Source organism: Zymobacter palmae (assembly GCF_003610015.1).
GTDB classification, from domain to species: Bacteria; Pseudomonadota; Gammaproteobacteria; order Pseudomonadales; family Halomonadaceae; genus Zymobacter; species Zymobacter palmae.
In genome coordinates this window covers 1,191,704-1,206,394 of sequence record NZ_AP018933.1, presented here as the reverse complement: position 1 = coordinate 1,206,394, position 14,691 = coordinate 1,191,704, and the positions used below count along the sequence as shown (strand labels likewise).

General features: G+C 53.1%; 13 protein-coding genes. 5 read left to right on the top strand and 8 right to left on the bottom strand.

Annotation, left to right across the window (positions count from 1 at the left end; translation table 11 throughout):
- Positions 1 to 175 precede the first annotated feature (175 nt).
- Complete coding sequence (locus tag ZBT109_RS05320) at positions 176 to 1,093, top strand: LysR family transcriptional regulator (RefSeq protein ID WP_027705383.1); 918 nt, start codon at positions 176 to 178, stop codon at positions 1,091 to 1,093.
- Between the two features lie 348 nt (positions 1,094 to 1,441).
- Here the strand turns inward: ZBT109_RS05320 and aroC are convergent, their stop codons facing one another.
- The 3 genes from aroC to ZBT109_RS05300 form a co-directional block, all read right to left on the bottom strand.
- The gene (gene aroC / locus ZBT109_RS05310; protein ID WP_027705382.1) at positions 1,442 to 2,533 is read right to left on the bottom strand and encodes a chorismate synthase; all 1,092 of its coding nucleotides are present in this window, start codon (positions 2,531 to 2,533) and stop codon (positions 1,442 to 1,444) included.
- Between the two features lie 39 nt (positions 2,534 to 2,572).
- Entirely contained in the window at positions 2,573 to 3,568 is a 996-nt protein-coding gene (gene prmB, locus ZBT109_RS05305) for a 50S ribosomal protein L3 N(5)-glutamine methyltransferase (RefSeq protein WP_084261829.1), read from the bottom strand.
- Between the two features lie 687 nt (positions 3,569 to 4,255).
- On the bottom strand, positions 4,256 to 5,080 hold the full coding sequence (locus ZBT109_RS05300) for an alpha/beta fold hydrolase (RefSeq protein ID WP_232012872.1): 825 nt from the start codon (positions 5,078 to 5,080) through the stop codon (positions 4,256 to 4,258).
- A 62-nt stretch (positions 5,081 to 5,142) separates the two neighbouring features.
- On the opposite strand from ZBT109_RS05300, the gene ZBT109_RS05295 reads away from it, so the two are divergent.
- Together ZBT109_RS05295 and ZBT109_RS05290 are read left to right on the top strand one after the other, a co-directional pair.
- Complete coding sequence (locus tag ZBT109_RS05295; RefSeq protein ID WP_051523878.1) at positions 5,143 to 5,454, top strand: ArsR/SmtB family transcription factor; 312 nt, start codon at positions 5,143 to 5,145, stop codon at positions 5,452 to 5,454.
- Positions 5,455 to 5,678: 224 nt separating this feature from the next.
- Positions 5,679 to 6,266: a Smr/MutS family protein gene (locus ZBT109_RS05290; RefSeq protein WP_027705378.1), complete on the top strand. Its 588-nt coding sequence runs from the start codon at positions 5,679 to 5,681 to the stop codon at positions 6,264 to 6,266.
- A gap of 63 nt (positions 6,267 to 6,329) precedes the next feature.
- Here ZBT109_RS05290 and sixA read toward each other — a convergent pair whose 3' ends face one another.
- Together sixA and ZBT109_RS05280 are read right to left on the bottom strand one after the other, a co-directional pair.
- Positions 6,330 to 6,809 carry a phosphohistidine phosphatase SixA gene (sixA, locus tag ZBT109_RS05285; protein WP_027705377.1) on the bottom strand — a complete coding sequence of 160 codons (480 nt, stop codon included), beginning with the start codon at positions 6,807 to 6,809 and terminating at the stop codon, positions 6,330 to 6,332.
- Positions 6,810 to 6,954: 145 nt separating this feature from the next.
- Positions 6,955 to 8,019 carry an NAD(P)H-dependent glycerol-3-phosphate dehydrogenase gene (locus ZBT109_RS05280; RefSeq protein ID WP_027705376.1) on the bottom strand — a complete coding sequence of 355 codons (1,065 nt, stop codon included), beginning with the start codon at positions 8,017 to 8,019 and terminating at the stop codon, positions 6,955 to 6,957.
- A gap of 228 nt (positions 8,020 to 8,247) precedes the next feature.
- Between ZBT109_RS05280 and ZBT109_RS05275 the strand changes: the two genes are divergently transcribed.
- Positions 8,248 to 8,916, top strand: coding sequence for a winged helix-turn-helix domain-containing protein (locus ZBT109_RS05275; protein ID WP_027705375.1), 669 nt, complete (start codon positions 8,248 to 8,250; stop codon positions 8,914 to 8,916).
- Positions 8,917 to 9,100: 184 nt separating this feature from the next.
- Here ZBT109_RS05275 and ZBT109_RS05270 read toward each other — a convergent pair whose 3' ends face one another.
- Together ZBT109_RS05270 and htpG are read right to left on the bottom strand one after the other, a co-directional pair.
- Positions 9,101 to 9,964 carry a protein bax gene (locus ZBT109_RS05270; protein ID WP_232012871.1) on the bottom strand — a complete coding sequence of 288 codons (864 nt, stop codon included), beginning with the start codon at positions 9,962 to 9,964 and terminating at the stop codon, positions 9,101 to 9,103.
- 341 nt (positions 9,965 to 10,305) lie between these two features.
- Complete coding sequence (htpG, locus tag ZBT109_RS05265; protein WP_027705374.1) at positions 10,306 to 12,201, bottom strand: molecular chaperone HtpG; 1,896 nt, start codon at positions 12,199 to 12,201, stop codon at positions 10,306 to 10,308.
- Positions 12,202 to 13,340: 1,139 nt separating this feature from the next.
- Between htpG and ZBT109_RS05260 the strand changes: the two genes are divergently transcribed.
- Positions 13,341 to 14,054, top strand: a complete 714-nt coding sequence (locus ZBT109_RS05260) for a helix-turn-helix transcriptional regulator (RefSeq protein WP_051523876.1) — start codon at positions 13,341 to 13,343, stop codon at positions 14,052 to 14,054.
- Between the two features lie 213 nt (positions 14,055 to 14,267).
- Here ZBT109_RS05260 and ZBT109_RS05255 read toward each other — a convergent pair whose 3' ends face one another.
- A complete protein-coding gene (locus tag ZBT109_RS05255; protein ID WP_027705373.1) occupies positions 14,268 to 14,591 on the bottom strand; it encodes a YkvA family protein in 324 nt (107 codons plus the stop codon).
- Positions 14,592 to 14,691: the final 100 nt, after the last annotated feature.

The window sequence follows — 14,691 nt, the reverse complement described above, 5'->3', positions numbered from 1 at the left end:
GATATCATTTATAGTCAAACACGCGCTATATGCAGCAAGACTACACTGCCACAAAGCATGAAATCAATTCATATTTCTAATACAACCCATTCCATTTTAGAATATAAAATGAAGTGGCCGAGAGACATGCAGCGGCTCTTCCCAAATCAACGATGCCAAGCCAAGGTGATGCGTTATGGATACCCAAGGACTGCGCGCCTTCATTGCCGTTGCAGAAGCCCACTCGTTCTCAACGGCCGCCGAGCACCTTCATCTGACGCAATCCGCCGTCAGCAAGCGCGTGGCTACCTTAGAACACCAGCTGGGCAAGCGGCTGTTCGACCGCATTGGCCGACAGGTACGTCTGACCGAGGCGGGCCAGCGTCTGCTGCCACGCGCGCACCAAATTCTGGAACTGATGGATGACACACAGCGTTCGTTGCAGCATGAGCAGCACGAGATCACCGGGAGACTCACGCTAGGCACTAGCCACCACATTGGCCTGCACCGCTTGCCCTCGATCCTGCGCCAATTTCGGCAGAGATATCCTAATGTACAGCTCGACCTGCGTTTTTTGGACTCAGAAGACGCCTATCACGGCATAAAGGAAGGTGAACTGGAGCTGGCAGTGGTTACCCTTGCTCCCAATGAAGACGCACGTTATGCCGTCATGCCACTGTGGTGCGACAGACTCTGCTTCGTCACCAGCCACGACGACCCTCTGTGCAGCCAACAACCACTGACACTGGAAACGCTGAGCCAGCACGATGCGGTACTGCCGAACCCTCTGACCTTCACGCGCTCTCTGATCATGGACCGTTTCACCCGAGCACACCTTGCCCCACGGGTGGTGATGGCGACCCATTACCTCGAGACCCTCAAGATGATGGCCTCGGTGGGACTCGGCTGGAGCCTGCTACCCGACACCATGGTCGATGACAGCGTAACGCGCCTGACCGTTGACTGCCCCCCTATTGAGCGCTACCTAGGCGCACTGCATCATCGCGACCGTACCTTGTCTGCCGCGGCCAAGCAGATGCTTGCCCTGCTGAGCGCCACGCAGGACAGCACAATTAATTCCAATATCCCATCCCCTCAAAACAACAAAGGTTAAGAAGGCAGGAAGGCAGGAAGGCAGGAAGGCAGGAAGGCAGGAAGGCAGGAAGGCAGGAAGGCAGGAAGGCAGGAAGGCAGGAAGGCAGGAAGGCAGGAAGGCAGGAAGGCAGGAAGGCAGGAAGGCAGGAAGGCAGGAAGGCAGGAAGGCAGGAAGGCAGGAAGGCAGGAAGGCAGCGTTGTCCTTCCCACCGTTAATGGCAATAGCGTTATAAGATGACATCTGTGAAATCCACAATTTCTCTTGATTCGCCCCGCCACTAACGGCCCCTTTCATCCGGCAACAAAAAAGCCTGAAGCAGGATCTGCTTCAGGCTCAGCGTTCTGGACTCATTTATTGCCAGCGGCGTTATAGCTGCGGTAGTACCGGTGTATCGACGTGAACATCACCGCACTGACCACGATGGCGCATCAGGTGATCCACCAAGGTCAATGCCATCATGGCCTCGGCAATCGGAGTAGCACGAATGCCCACACAGGGATCATGACGCCCTTTGGTGACCAGCTCTATCGGCTCGCCCTGGATATCAATGCTACGCCCCGGCGTGGTGATACTGGAGGTTGGTTTTAGCGCCAGGCGCGCAACGATTGGCTGCCCGCTGGAAATGCCGCCTAAGATGCCACCCGCATTGTTGGAGAGGAAACCTTCCGGCGTCATCTCGTCACGATGTTCTGAGCCACGCTGCGTCACGCTGGCGAAACCTGCGCCGATTTCAACACCTTTCACGGCATTGATGCTCATCAGGCCGTGCGCCAACTCGGCATCCAGACGGTCAAAAATCGGCTCGCCCAGACCCGGCGGTACGCCTTCAGCCACGATAGTAATAATGGCACCAATAGAGTCCTGCGCGCGGCGCAGTTCATCCATATAGGTTTCGAGCGCTTCTACCTTGCTCGGATCGGCACAGAAGAACGCATTCTGCTCGACGTGCTCCCAGCCAACGAACGGCAGTTCGATCGGCCCCAGCTGGCTCATGTAGCCGCGCACCTGAATGCCTTTAGCCGCCAGCACCTTCTTCGCCACGGCCCCGGCCGCCACACGCATAGCGGTTTCACGGGCACTGCTACGGCCACCGCCACGGTAATCGCGGCGACCATATTTATGCCAATAAGTGTAGTCAGCATGAGCCGGTCGGAACTGCTCACTTATCTGTGAGTAGTCCTTGGAACGCTGATCCGTATTCTCAATCAGCAGCCCAATCGGCGTGCCGGTCGTCACCCCTTCGAATACGCCGGACAGAATGCGCACCTGATCCGGCTCGCGGCGCTGCGTGGTATGGCGAGATTGCCCTGGTCGACGACGATCCAGATCGTGCTGAAGATCCGCTTCGGTTAGCGGAATTCCCGGCGGGCAGCCATCTACGATCGCGCCTAAGGCCAGACCGTGGCTTTCGCCGAACGTCGTTACAGTGAATAGGGTGCCGAATGTGTTACCCGCCATTTCCTCTACCTTATCATTGCCGTCTGGCGCAGCCGCCGATTACCGTGAAAGCAGCTCCAGATCACTGGCCTGCAAGGCAAACACACCGTGGCCGCCGCGTTCGAATTCGATCCAGATGAACGGCAGTTCAGGGAAAGCGTCTTGCAGGTGGCGCTCGGAGTTGCCAACCTCAACGATAAGAATACCATCATCTGTCAGATACTGGCGCGCTTCTGCAAGCATCCGGCGCGTCAGATCAAGACCGTCAGCCCCAGAACCGAGCGCCAACGCCGGTTCATGATGATATTCAGCCGGCATGGCCGCCAGATCATCAGCATCGACATAGGGCGGGTTGGAAACGATCAGGTCAAAACGCTGACCTTCTAGCCCAGAGAAAAGATCACTCTTAACGACATCCACGCGCTGCTGCAGATCGTAACGGTCGCGGTTGATACGCGCCACGTCCAACGCATCGTCGCTGATATCGGCCAGCACGACGTGGCTGGTAGGCAACGCCAGCGCTGCTGCAATACCGATACAGCCAGACCCCGTGCACAGATCAAGCACACGCGCCGGATCGCGTTCCGGGAACCAGCTCGAAAAGCCGTCTTCGATAAGCTCAGCAATGGGCGAACGCGGAATCAACACTCGTTCATCAACCTTGAAGCGCAGCCCTGCAAACCAAGCCTCACCGAGCAGATAGGGCAGCGGACGGCGCGTTTCGATGCGCAGGCGGGCCAAGCGGATGATGTGATCACGCTCAGCGCGCAGCAGACGCGCATCCAGCACTTCCGGTGCTGCTTCATGAGGCAGATTCAGCGCCCCCATTACCAGCGCCGCCGCTTCATCCCAGGCCGTTGTCGTGCCATGCCCGTAGTAAAGTGGCTTTCCTTGCTGACCCTGCTCGAAGACGCTCGTGCACCAGCGCAGCAGATCGCGCGGCGTCAGTAGCGCCTCGGCCACGATATGATCGCTTAGTTGAAGCGTATCTAGGCTCGGCAGGCGGACGGAAGGCTGCTCGCCGGGCACTGCGGCATAATTATCGAAGTTGGACATAGTATGATTATGATTCGTGTAATTGAGGGATGATTCAATCAGAGATGCGGGAAGTTTACCCCGACGCAAGGGGCAATCAAGCGATAACCTGCATCATTGTGTAATCGAGAGTAACGTGTCGCACAGACATTTGTTCATGCAACCCGCTGTTTTATATAATATCAGTAAGCGCTACCTAATCCGGCACATTTCTAACATGCGCATATCGTAACCGATCCTGCTTTGTAACAAGCATCACGCCGACAACTATAAAAATGGCTTTTGGCATTCAATCATGGTTACAGAAGAATAATGTTTACATGAGATCACTCTATCTTCTGCGCGCCATTATAGCGAGCACACAAGGTATGGGCTATGAGCCGGCACGTTATGGCGCTTAAACATAATGGGATAGCGCAATATCTAAAAGTCTCTTGACCATCTTTTTATGTTTAGAAGACGTTCGAAGTGGTAAAAAAGCTCCTTGCGTGCATTAACAAGAGAGAAACAACAGTGCTTCGTTCCCACTCATACTGAAGCCATCTTATGATCACTCCCTATCGCCCATTGCCAAACGTGCTTTGTGCTTGTTCTCTTAGGGCCATGGCACACGACATTGCCCGAGGGTTAGTCTCCACGCTAACGTTATCGCCAAGAGGGTGGCACGACGACAACCTTCTGGTTGGATAGCCAGTGTTTCCAACCAATTCATGCCCGCGCGATGGTCTTCAACACCGCTGCCACTACGGCTTCAGGCCGATCCTCCTGCATGAGATGACCACAGTCGGGCACCCGTATACAGGACTTATCGGAAAGAGTATCCGCCAGAGAAATACCCTGATGGACAGGCAACCAGCCGTCTTCCTCTCCCCACAGTACAGTGACGGGACAGTCCATTCCCTCGTACTGCTCTTCTATTTCATCGGTATACACCTGATCCATCTGAGCAATCTGCCGGTAGAACGCAGGCTGCCCCACCTCACCGATCCAAGGCGTCATGTAGACAGCCAGCGCTTCTTCGGACAGCGGCTGTACTGCTGCTGTCTGCAGGTACTCACGTAGCACGGCACGATGCATATAGTCAGGCATGCCAGCGAAAGCCTCTTCATGCTGACGGACATGCTGCACAAGCGGCGATCCCCACGGGGCCTGTGAAACTGCATCAAAAAGAGTCAGCGAGGCATAGCGCAGTCCATTCAGATAGTAACCCCGCAGCGCAGTCGCACCGCCAAAATCGTGTGCGAGTACATCCGGTCGCACAAGGCCCCATTCACCAAAGAGTGCTGCCAGCACCCGATTCTGCACGCCCAAGGAGACGTCCTGCCCTTGCCGCATTTCGGACTGACCATACCCCACCAGATCGAAGTAATAGACGGTACGGTGATCCACCAGCTGAGGCACAATGCGCCGCCAGACCTGCGATGAAAAAGGCGTACCATGCAGCACAACCAGCGGAGCCCCTCGCCCCATCTTTCCCCAGCGCACGGCATTACCCTCAATGAAACAGGTATAGGGCAGCGCCAGCATATTCATATTTTTGATCCTTATCGCCTACTTCACTTTCTAATTTTGCAATATGACTATATGATGAACACATGAATAGATCAATGCAAATAAAGGCAATGGCAAGCGAACTGCGGATGACCATCCTTCGGCTGCTGAAAGCCCCCAAGACTCACTTTAGTCATCAGTGGTCGGCTGACCCGGAGGCTTTCGGCGTCTGTATGACGCTGATTGCCGAGGCACTTGGCATCGCTCAGCCGACAGTCAGTCGCCACCTCGACATTCTGAAGCAAGCGGGCTTCATTACCGTCCAGAAACATCAGAAATGGTCCTACTGCATGCGCGATGAGCAGGCCATTCAGGACTATCTGGATTGGCTGAAGCATGAAATAGCACGGGACTGATGAGCTTGGATATCGCACCCCACCCCCACCCTATAGGCCTGTCCGTATGGACCATAGGCGATACGATTAACAGCTGATCGCATTACACATGACAGCGATCGAATCAGACAACAGCTGTTAGAATACGGCGCCTATCGCCGACATCTTCATGCAAGCATATGGTTTTATGTCACTATTATGCTATGTGTAACAATTCGCTTTGGTGACTTTTTTGGAGGCCCCTGATGAACAATGACAGTTTCGACGATGATCTTGACGTGTTCCGTCAGGCACTCAAGGACATCAAGGTACAGCGTCTAGACGAGCGCCATACCAATCGTGTCGACGTACGCGCAACACTGCGGGCCAAGAAAGAACAGGACGAAGCCGTGCTGGCACGCCGGATGGCCGCTACCCATACAGACGATACCCAAGCGCGCTCACGCACCAGCGACGGCCGGGTCGAGCCCGTTACGCCGGGCCAGTCGTTGCTGTTCTTCCTGCCAGACCTTCCCGCTCGCACTATCAGTAAACTGAAAAAAGGTGAGTACGAATGGCAGGCGGGACTTGATCTTCACGGCTATACGCTGGAAGAAGCCCGCCAAGAACTGGAAAACTTCATTCACGATGCCATGACGGAAAGGATGCGCTGCGTGCTAGTCGTGCACGGTAAGGCATGGGGAGGATTGGCGGACTACCCGGTCATCAAGAGCCATGTCAATGCATGGCTACGCGAACTGCCAGAGGTAATTGCCTTCAGCTCGGCCCAGCCCGTTGACGGAGGCACCGGCGCTGTCTATGTACTTTTGAAAAAGGGACGTTATAACGGGTGATTTACGAGCGCAGCGCCTCTGCAGGGTCAGAGGCTGCCGTAGCGCTGATGACCACCGGGCAGGTCATGACTGCGGCCGATAGCGCGAGCGAGCATAAGCACAGCCTGCCGCCCAGACATCTGCCTCGTACTGCACGACCTCTGCCGTAGCGAAAGCATCGCTGCCCACACCTTTCCCTTCTATTAGATAGCGCCCGAGATAGCCCACCAACGGCATATGGCTGACCCAAACCCAGCACTGCGCGTCGTCAGCCGTCATCCATAGAGCATCCCACCCCGCCATTACCGCAGCTACTGGCGTATCAGGCGTCAGCCATGGCTGAGACTCAATGGGAACATTCAACGCCTGAGCAACATAATGCGCCGTCTGCTGGGCTCGCGTGAACGGGCTTGCCAGCAAGCGGACGTTACGCCCCGCCATCTTTTCTGCGAGCCACTGGGATGTTTCGGCGGCCTGCCGATGTCCTCGTTCACTGAGCGAGCGCTGTGGATCAGGTGCATCAAACAGCGCCTCGCCATGGCGCATGATGAAAAGTTGCTGCATGGATAGTGGCCTCGCATTGGATGAAAGGGACTGTACGTCAGACTTTCCTCTCTGGATTTGTGCATCTTCAGAGCGATGCCCAATAATTTCCAGATCGCACACGGCGGTCACTCGATCAAGCGATGGCCGTATGCGACATGCAATATCAGGAAGACGATGTCAGATCATTGTGATGAGAGCGCGTTTCCTCACGCGGCAGAGTGAATTCGACGTCACTACTCAGCTCACCTCGCATCAGCGCTTTCGCCATATAGTGAGGAGGCACCCCTTCAAACATGACCTGGTGAAGACCACTGACCAACGGCATATAGATATCTTCTTCGGCGGCTTTTTTCTGAATGAGCGCTACTGTATTGACCCCCTCAGCCACCTGCCCCAACGCTTCGATGGCTTCCTCCAGCGTTTTTCCTTCTCCCAGCGCCAGACCGACACGGAAGTTGCGCGACAATGCTGACGAACAGGTCACGATCAGGTCACCTACGCCGGCCAAACCGAGGAAAGTCATAGGGTTGGCGCCTTGATGCACGGCAAAACGGCTCATTTCTGCCAGCGCACGCGTGATCAGCATGCTACGCGTGTTCTCACCCATGCCCAGCGAATGCGCCATGCCTGCCGCAATGGCATAGATATTCTTGAGTGCCCCACCCAACTCGACGCCATAGCGGTCATTGCTGGCATAAACACGGAAATAATCACAGCTCAGCGCCTGCTGAGCACGCGTGCGAGTCACCGGGTCATCACTGGCGACCACACTACCGGTCAGCTGGCGGTCAGCGATTTCAGACGCCAGATTGGGGCCCGACAGTACACCGACATGGCGGCTGGGGGTCTCTTCAAGCAGGATTTCACTCATCAATGTGAAACGCTCTGCTTCAATTCCTTTCGTAGTGCTGACCAGAATCTGATCCGGCGTAATCCACTGAGCAGCGCGGCGCACTACCTGCCGGAATGCCTTGGAGGGAATGGCGACCAGCACCAGCTCGGCATCGCTCAGCACGTACTGCATGTCCGTGGAGGCTTCGACATTGTCGTCGATACGGAATGTAGGCAGATAGCGGTCGTTCACACGGTCACGGTTGATACGCTCGACCAGCGCGGGATCTCGCAACCACTGCCGCACCCGTGCGCCCTTTGCCGACGCAATGCTGGCCAATGCCGTCCCGAAGCTGCCACCGCCCAGTACGGCCACCCGTTGTCCTTGCTCAGACATAATCTTCCATTCCTTCCCTGTTGCTAAGACGTCATTACGGCAGCGCGCCCCCATCCGAAGGGCTAGATACGCCATCGTTTTCACCATGATACCCCGCGTCGCCCTGAAGCGTCGCGGCCATTAACTGCTTTATCTTATTTCGCTCGGCACATACGTTCCATTCTGGAACGATGAGGACCGCCGCATGGACTACGCTATCTAGCAATAGCACGCGATCGAGGAAACGGCATGCGCCTATTGCTCAGCATGAATGATCCCACGTCAGAAAAATCTGTCAAAGCGCTTCTGGAAACAGAGGGTTATCACGTTAACGTTATCGAGCAGGATAACCAGCTTCTGAACACCGTGGCCGAAAATGATTTTGCAGCACTTATCATGGACCTTCCGACACCTGCCGAACACGGTGTGCAATTGTTACGCCAGCTGCGTGAAACTTCTACGCTGCCCGTCATGGTGGTTACTCCGCAGAAAGCGCTCGCTGTGAAGGTCAGCGTTCTGGATATCGGCGCCGACGACTACGTACAGGTGCCGTTCGAAGTCGAGGAACTGCTGGCTCGGCTCCGGATGATCATCCGGCGCTCGGCGGGTCGCGCCAGCCGCGTCATTGCGCTCGGCCTGCTGCGCATCGACGAAGGCAAACGCGAGGTGTACTGGCAGGGGCAGTCAATTACGCTGGCCCGCCGTGAATATGCACTGCTGGTGGCCTTTGCCAATCATCCGGATCAAGTGCTGACCAGAGCGTACCTAGAACAGGTAGTCTATGGTCAGCGCGACGAGGTGGATTCAAATGCGCTGGAGGTGCATGTACACCACCTGCGGCGAAAGCTGTCCGCGATGCTAATTGATACGGTTCGGGGGGTGGGATATCGGTTCAATACACCAGAGGGTGATGAATAACGCCCTGCAATATCATCAGTGATCACTATAACGCTGCGTTATGCCGGTATCGTTACAACGATCGGCTATCCGCTATGAGGTACGGCACTTTTGATAGATTGTTGATCCCAGATATGACATCGCCCCTGCTGCGTGACACAGCAAGGGCGATGATGTCGATCGGCAACCGTCGATCGCTGCGGGCTTATACGCGTGGAGCGTTGACGTTGTCAGCCACCATCATGCGATCTTCACTACTGCGCTGATGGTGACGCTCAATCAAGGAGCGGTTGGTCGTCAAAAGCGAACGCAGCTGGGCCAGATACAGCGGCCCACGCTCGGAATAGCGTTCCAGAGAGGCGATCAAGGTACCCGCCTGCACAGGACGACCCTGACGACGTAGCTGGGCGCGCTGCTGGCGCAGCCCTTCATAAGCCGCATGGGTGTTGATGTTCAGCAGATAGGCGCGCACGTTATCTTCAACGGACGCGAACTGCTGGAAGCGCTGGGCCTCGTCAGGGTCGATTCCCTGCTGAGCCACGCCGCAGTTGCGGCCAAAGCAGCGCATGCCAAACAGATTATTGCTTTCGCGTGCAAAACGCGATGTGCCCCAGCCAGACTCTTCGATGGCCTGAACCATCACCATCTGGGAGGGAATCACATCAACACGACTGAGCAGCCGGTCCCAGGGAATCTGGTTGGGCTGGGCGCTGGTGCATGACACACCATAGCGCTTGCAGATAGCATCGAAGCGGGTTGCCGCCTGATTGGTCCATTCATTTGCCCGACGCGCTGTCAGTAACCATTCCCGGTCTCTGGCGATCTGGGCATTCTGTTCCTTGATGATGGGCATCAGTAGACTGATGAAAGCTTCCTTGCGCTCTGGACCTGCAGGCTGATCGCGAAGATCAGGCATGGTCGTCAGGGAAACAGCAGCATGCGCTGCTGCCGGCGTAATGGCAGCCTTTGGCGAGTGCTGTGATACAGGCACACTGGCAATTGCCGATGTACCCAGCGTCACCAACGCCAAGGACAGCATCCATACGGGCCGTGAAAAAGCTCGCGTCATCGTAAAGGTTCTCGGACTAAACACCCGGCAAACCCTACCATAATCCACACGGAATACCGTGCTTTTATGACCTCTATTTAAGGAAACGAGCGTCTTGTAATAATGCCATAACGTAGAGTAAATGATTGCTATCACCCCTCGTCATCAGAAAAACTTCCTTTCAAAACATATCGATAAATCATTTTTCCATTCAATACACGTCGTTTCACTAAAAAAGTGCAAAAAATATGGAAATAACGTCAGCTTATGGAAAACCCGCCACTGAATACGCTACGCGCGCCTGAATCGACAAAACTCAGGCGCGCGCCATGGTCAGAACGACAAAGTAAACAACCGATGACTTAGAGGGTATCGGTCAGCACTTTGTTCAAGCGCCTTACATACGCTGCCGGGTCATCAAGATGCCCGCCTTCAGCAAGGATCGCCTGATCCAGCAGGATGGCCGCCAGATCGTCAAAGCGCTCGTCGGGCGCTCCTTCCAGTCCTTGCACCAGGGCATGGTCTGGATTGATCTCCAGAATCGGACGGCTTTCAGGAATTGGCTGCCCTGCAGCCTCCATAAGGCGACGCATCTGGAAACCGACATCATGCTCATCCAGCACGACACAGGCCGGCGAATCGGTCAGGCGGTGCGTGACGCGAACATCTGCCACTCGCTCGCCCAGCACGCCTTTCAGACGCTCAATCAGCGGCTGTTTCGCCTTAGCCGTTTCTTCCTGCGCTTTCTTCTCTGCTTCGTCTTCGACGTCGCCAAGATCCAGATCGCCCTTCGCCACATCGGCAAACGACTTACCGTCGAACTCACCCAGATGCGCCATCAGCCAGTCGTCAATGCGGTCGGACAACAGCAGCACTTCGATGCCTTTCTTACGGAAGATCTCAAGCTGCGGGCTGTTGCGAGCGGCATTGAAACCATCAGCCACAACGTAATAGATCTTCTGCTGCCCTTCTTTCATTCGGCTCACATAATCAGCCAGCGACTGATCCTGCAGCGGCTGATCGGTGTGGGTCGTCGAGAAGCGCAGCAGTTCGGCAATCTGCTGACGGTTGCTGAAATCTTCAGCAGGACCTTCCTTCAGTACTGAACCAAACGCATTCCAGAAGTTCTGGTATTTCTCGGCATCGTTCTTGGCCAACTTCTTCAGCATGTCGAGCGCACGCTTGGTTAGCGCACTCTTCATTTTCTCGACCTGCGGATCCTGTTGCAGGATTTCACGCGAAACGTTCAGGGACAGATCGTTGGAATCGACCACCCCTTTGATAAAGCGCAGGTACAGTGGCAAGAACTGCTCGGCGTCATCCATGATGAAGACGCGTTGGACGTACAGTTTCAGACCGCGAACACCTTCGCGCTGGTACAGATCAAACGGTGCCTTGGACGGCACATACAACAGACTGGTGTATTCCAATTTGCCTTCGACGCGGTTATGACTCCAAGCCAGCGGTGCATCACCGTCGTGCGCGATATGCTGATAGAAAGAGGTGTATTCGTCATCGGATACATCGCTACGCGGGCGCGTCCACAACGCCTGTGCTTCATTAACGGTTTCCCACACCGGCACCGTTTTTTCTTCACCTTCTTGTTCGCTGCTATCAACCACCGTCTGCATTCGTACGGGCAAGTCGATGTGGTCAGAGTATTTGCGAATCAGATGGCGCAGACGGTATTCCTCCGCGAACTCCAAGGCATCTTCACGCAGGTGCAGGATGATTTCCGTGCCGTGCTCCGCACGCTCTAGCGGTTCTACAGTGAACTCACCTTCACCTCGCGACTGCCACTGCACACCCGTGGACGCTGGCGTCCCCGCTTTGCGAGTATTGACTGTCACTTCATCAGCCACGATGAAGGCCGAGTAGAAGCCGACACCAAACTGTCCGATCAGGCGAGAGTCTTTCTTCTGTTCACCTGTCAGCTGCTTTAGAAACTCCATGGTGCCAGAGCGTGCGATAGTCCCTAGGTTAGCGATGACATCGTCACGGTCCATACCGATGCCGTTGTCACGCAGCGTCAGCGTATGAGCTTCACGATCGGCACTGATCTCAACGCGCAGCTCCGCATCACCTTCATAAAGCGCGTCATTGTCGAGCGCCTGATAACGCAGCTTATCGCACGCATCTGAGGCATTAGAGATCAATTCGCGCAGGAATATCTCGCGGTTGGAATACAGAGAGTGAATCATTAGCTGCAATAGCTGTTTCACTTCCGTCTGAAAGCCGAGGGTCTGCTTGGATTCCACTTTAACCTCCTAAACTGCAGTATTTATTGGCTTAGAGCGCGTTTCTAAACAAGATTCCAGGGCAGATTCTGCAAGAAATCTGGGGGGTAAAGGGGCTGACGATTTCGTCTCCCGAAAGAGCTATATGGTTGCTGAAATGGAAATTCCAAGTGGAACACCCCATGCTTTTTAGAGCTGTAGAAAGCTCGCCTCATCCAGGGAACTGTAGGCACAAGGAACATCAAGGACCGACTTCGGCTGAGATAGAAGATAAAGCGAGAGCCACAGAAAACGGCTTAGAATATTTTTAAGGTTATAGCCAAAATACTCACGAATAACACTATTTGCGATGTCTCCTACCTTCCAGAAACAGCTTATTAGTTACGATCTCAACATTAATAAGCATTATTTGAAATTCAAAACAAAAATGTATTCAATGCGATACAAGGTTATTTCAACAAATATATAAATAATTTATATTAAATTATTATTTATTAAATTATGCTTGCTGGTCCGAGATACTTAACCTTGCCCCACCAAGATCGGAAGTTGACTCCGGCACAATGAACTAGACGATATACTAGATGCTATCAAAACGTAGAGAAAAAATCAGAAGTCGAAATTATCGAACGATATAGCTTTCAAGAAAACACCCTTCCTTAATAAAAATAAGCCAACATTAGATACGCGAGTAAAAATATAACCTATTACTCACAACCATCACTACACCACAAATACCAATAATCAATTTAAAAAAATAAAACCATTACCACCACTACAAATAGTTAAGAAAAACCCAACCTATTTAATAAAATACAGTAAAAATTGTGACATTTCCCGATCCAAAATATATTAATTTATTCCAACCTAGCGCTACAGGGAATTAGAGCGTGTTTAATAACTTTAATATCTCTGTTATTTAGGGAATTTTAAGTCACAAAAGTGCAGCAGAAACCACTTATTCTAGCAAGGTAAAAATCAACCACTCAGGTTTTGAAACGATCTCTTAATGCGCATTATGGTTCTTTATTAGCAGGTACCTAGTATCCCCACTCACTTAATACCCTTTTGCCACCCTGTCTATTGGTTCAGTAGCTGCTGGCATGTAGATTTCTTTACAGTAACAAGCAGCATTAAACCAGTCATAAAGGTACGACAAAATGAACAGCCAATGGCAGATAGACCTATTTGACGGCCTAAACAATGCAACAAATATGCAAGACGTGCTCGATGCCACAGTCAAGATAATAAAACCATTCGGATTCGATTACGCCGGTTGGCGAACTGCCTTGCCAATACCCCTAACCAGAAGAAAGGCAATGGTAATGAATACTGCCGAAGACGAGATGATGAAGAAGGCAGAGGACGGTGGTTATGATGATGGTCCGGGAGTAAGGCATTGCGCGAGGTCGATGGAACCCATTTATTGCAGAGGAACGACAAATGAACCTCTGTTCTTCGAAGCCCCCGAATTATGGGAAGAGTACTATGGATTTGGTCGGAAAGCATGCTGGGCACAGTCGCTCATTGAAAGCGAATCTATATTTAGCATGTTCTGGGTGGACTCAACTGATCGAATGTCTCAAAAAGATATGGATAATATCCACTTTCAAATGCAATGGATTTCCATATCAGTCTTAAGCAAAATGAATCAATTCAAAAACAATGCTACAAATAGAATATCATTAAGCGAAAGAGAAAAAGAAGTATTGAGATGGACTGGTGATGGAAAAACTGCCGATCAAATTAGCCAGATTCTTAGCTTGAGCCACAGCACTGTAAACTTCCATTTGCGCAAGGTAATGCACAAGCTTGACTGCCCGAATAAAACGAATGCCGTTATTAAAGCCATCTACCTTGGCCTTCTTCATTAACTTTATTATTTATAATAACCCGCCTACTGGCGGGTTTATTGTCTCATAACATCTCTAAAAAGACTTTTTTCTGCGCCTCATTCTGACACAATCATTCCCGTGCTCTTTTTACAGAACACGTCAGTACGCCCTCTCACATGCGCCGCCCTCTCTCTTTACAAAGGCGCAAGAGTCTATCTACACGCCACACACGGGCCAAAGCGTACACATGGCTTACTTTGGATGAAGCGCATGCCATTCGCGCCACGGCTGCATAGCATCGTAAAGACGCGACAATAGCCAACCGCAGATCACCACATCGTCAGCCAATCCCCACAGTGGGATAACGTCGGGAATCAAATCAAACGGGCATAGCAGATAGCCGACGATCACGAGCGACAAAATCAGCGCTTTCCACGGCAAGGGCCGATAGCGCCCCAGCAAGCAGTCGCGCCACATGGGCACCAGCAGTTTGAGGGATTTCCCCGCTTGCCAAAGCAATCGCCAGCGACGTGGAGCCAACAGGCGCTTCCATTTTGGTGAGGTATTTCGCGTCATATTCGCCTCGTCTGAAAATTCAAAGCGTGATGGCTATCATGCCTGCATATCCATCCCGCAAGATCAGGTATTATACAGCGACAGCCACCTAGGTACGTCT

What these genes read in the sequence shown, in the direction of transcription:
- ZBT109_RS05295 (WP_051523878.1), top strand. Translation starts at nt 5,143, where the DNA reads ATGAATAGATCAATGCAAATAAAGGCAATGGCAAGCGAACTGCGGATG.
- aroC (WP_027705382.1), bottom strand. Translation starts at nt 2,533, where the DNA reads ATGGCGGGTAACACATTCGGCACCCTATTCACTGTAACGACGTTCGGC.
- ZBT109_RS05280 (WP_027705376.1), bottom strand. Translation starts at nt 8,019, where the DNA reads ATGTCTGAGCAAGGACAACGGGTGGCCGTACTGGGCGGTGGCAGCTTC.
- ZBT109_RS05275 (WP_027705375.1), top strand. Translation starts at nt 8,248, where the DNA reads ATGCGCCTATTGCTCAGCATGAATGATCCCACGTCAGAAAAATCTGTC.
- ZBT109_RS05290 (WP_027705378.1), top strand. Translation starts at nt 5,679, where the DNA reads ATGAACAATGACAGTTTCGACGATGATCTTGACGTGTTCCGTCAGGCA.
- ZBT109_RS05320 (WP_027705383.1), top strand. Translation starts at nt 176, where the DNA reads ATGGATACCCAAGGACTGCGCGCCTTCATTGCCGTTGCAGAAGCCCAC.
- ZBT109_RS05255 (WP_027705373.1), bottom strand. Translation starts at nt 14,591, where the DNA reads ATGACGCGAAATACCTCACCAAAATGGAAGCGCCTGTTGGCTCCACGT.
- sixA (WP_027705377.1), bottom strand. Translation starts at nt 6,809, where the DNA reads ATGCAGCAACTTTTCATCATGCGCCATGGCGAGGCGCTGTTTGATGCA.
- ZBT109_RS05270 (WP_232012871.1), bottom strand. Translation starts at nt 9,964, where the DNA reads ATGACGCGAGCTTTTTCACGGCCCGTATGGATGCTGTCCTTGGCGTTG.
- prmB (WP_084261829.1), bottom strand. Translation starts at nt 3,568, where the DNA reads ATGTCCAACTTCGATAATTATGCCGCAGTGCCCGGCGAGCAGCCTTCC.
- ZBT109_RS05300 (WP_232012872.1), bottom strand. Translation starts at nt 5,080, where the DNA reads ATGAATATGCTGGCGCTGCCCTATACCTGTTTCATTGAGGGTAATGCC.
- ZBT109_RS05260 (WP_051523876.1), top strand. Translation starts at nt 13,341, where the DNA reads ATGAACAGCCAATGGCAGATAGACCTATTTGACGGCCTAAACAATGCA.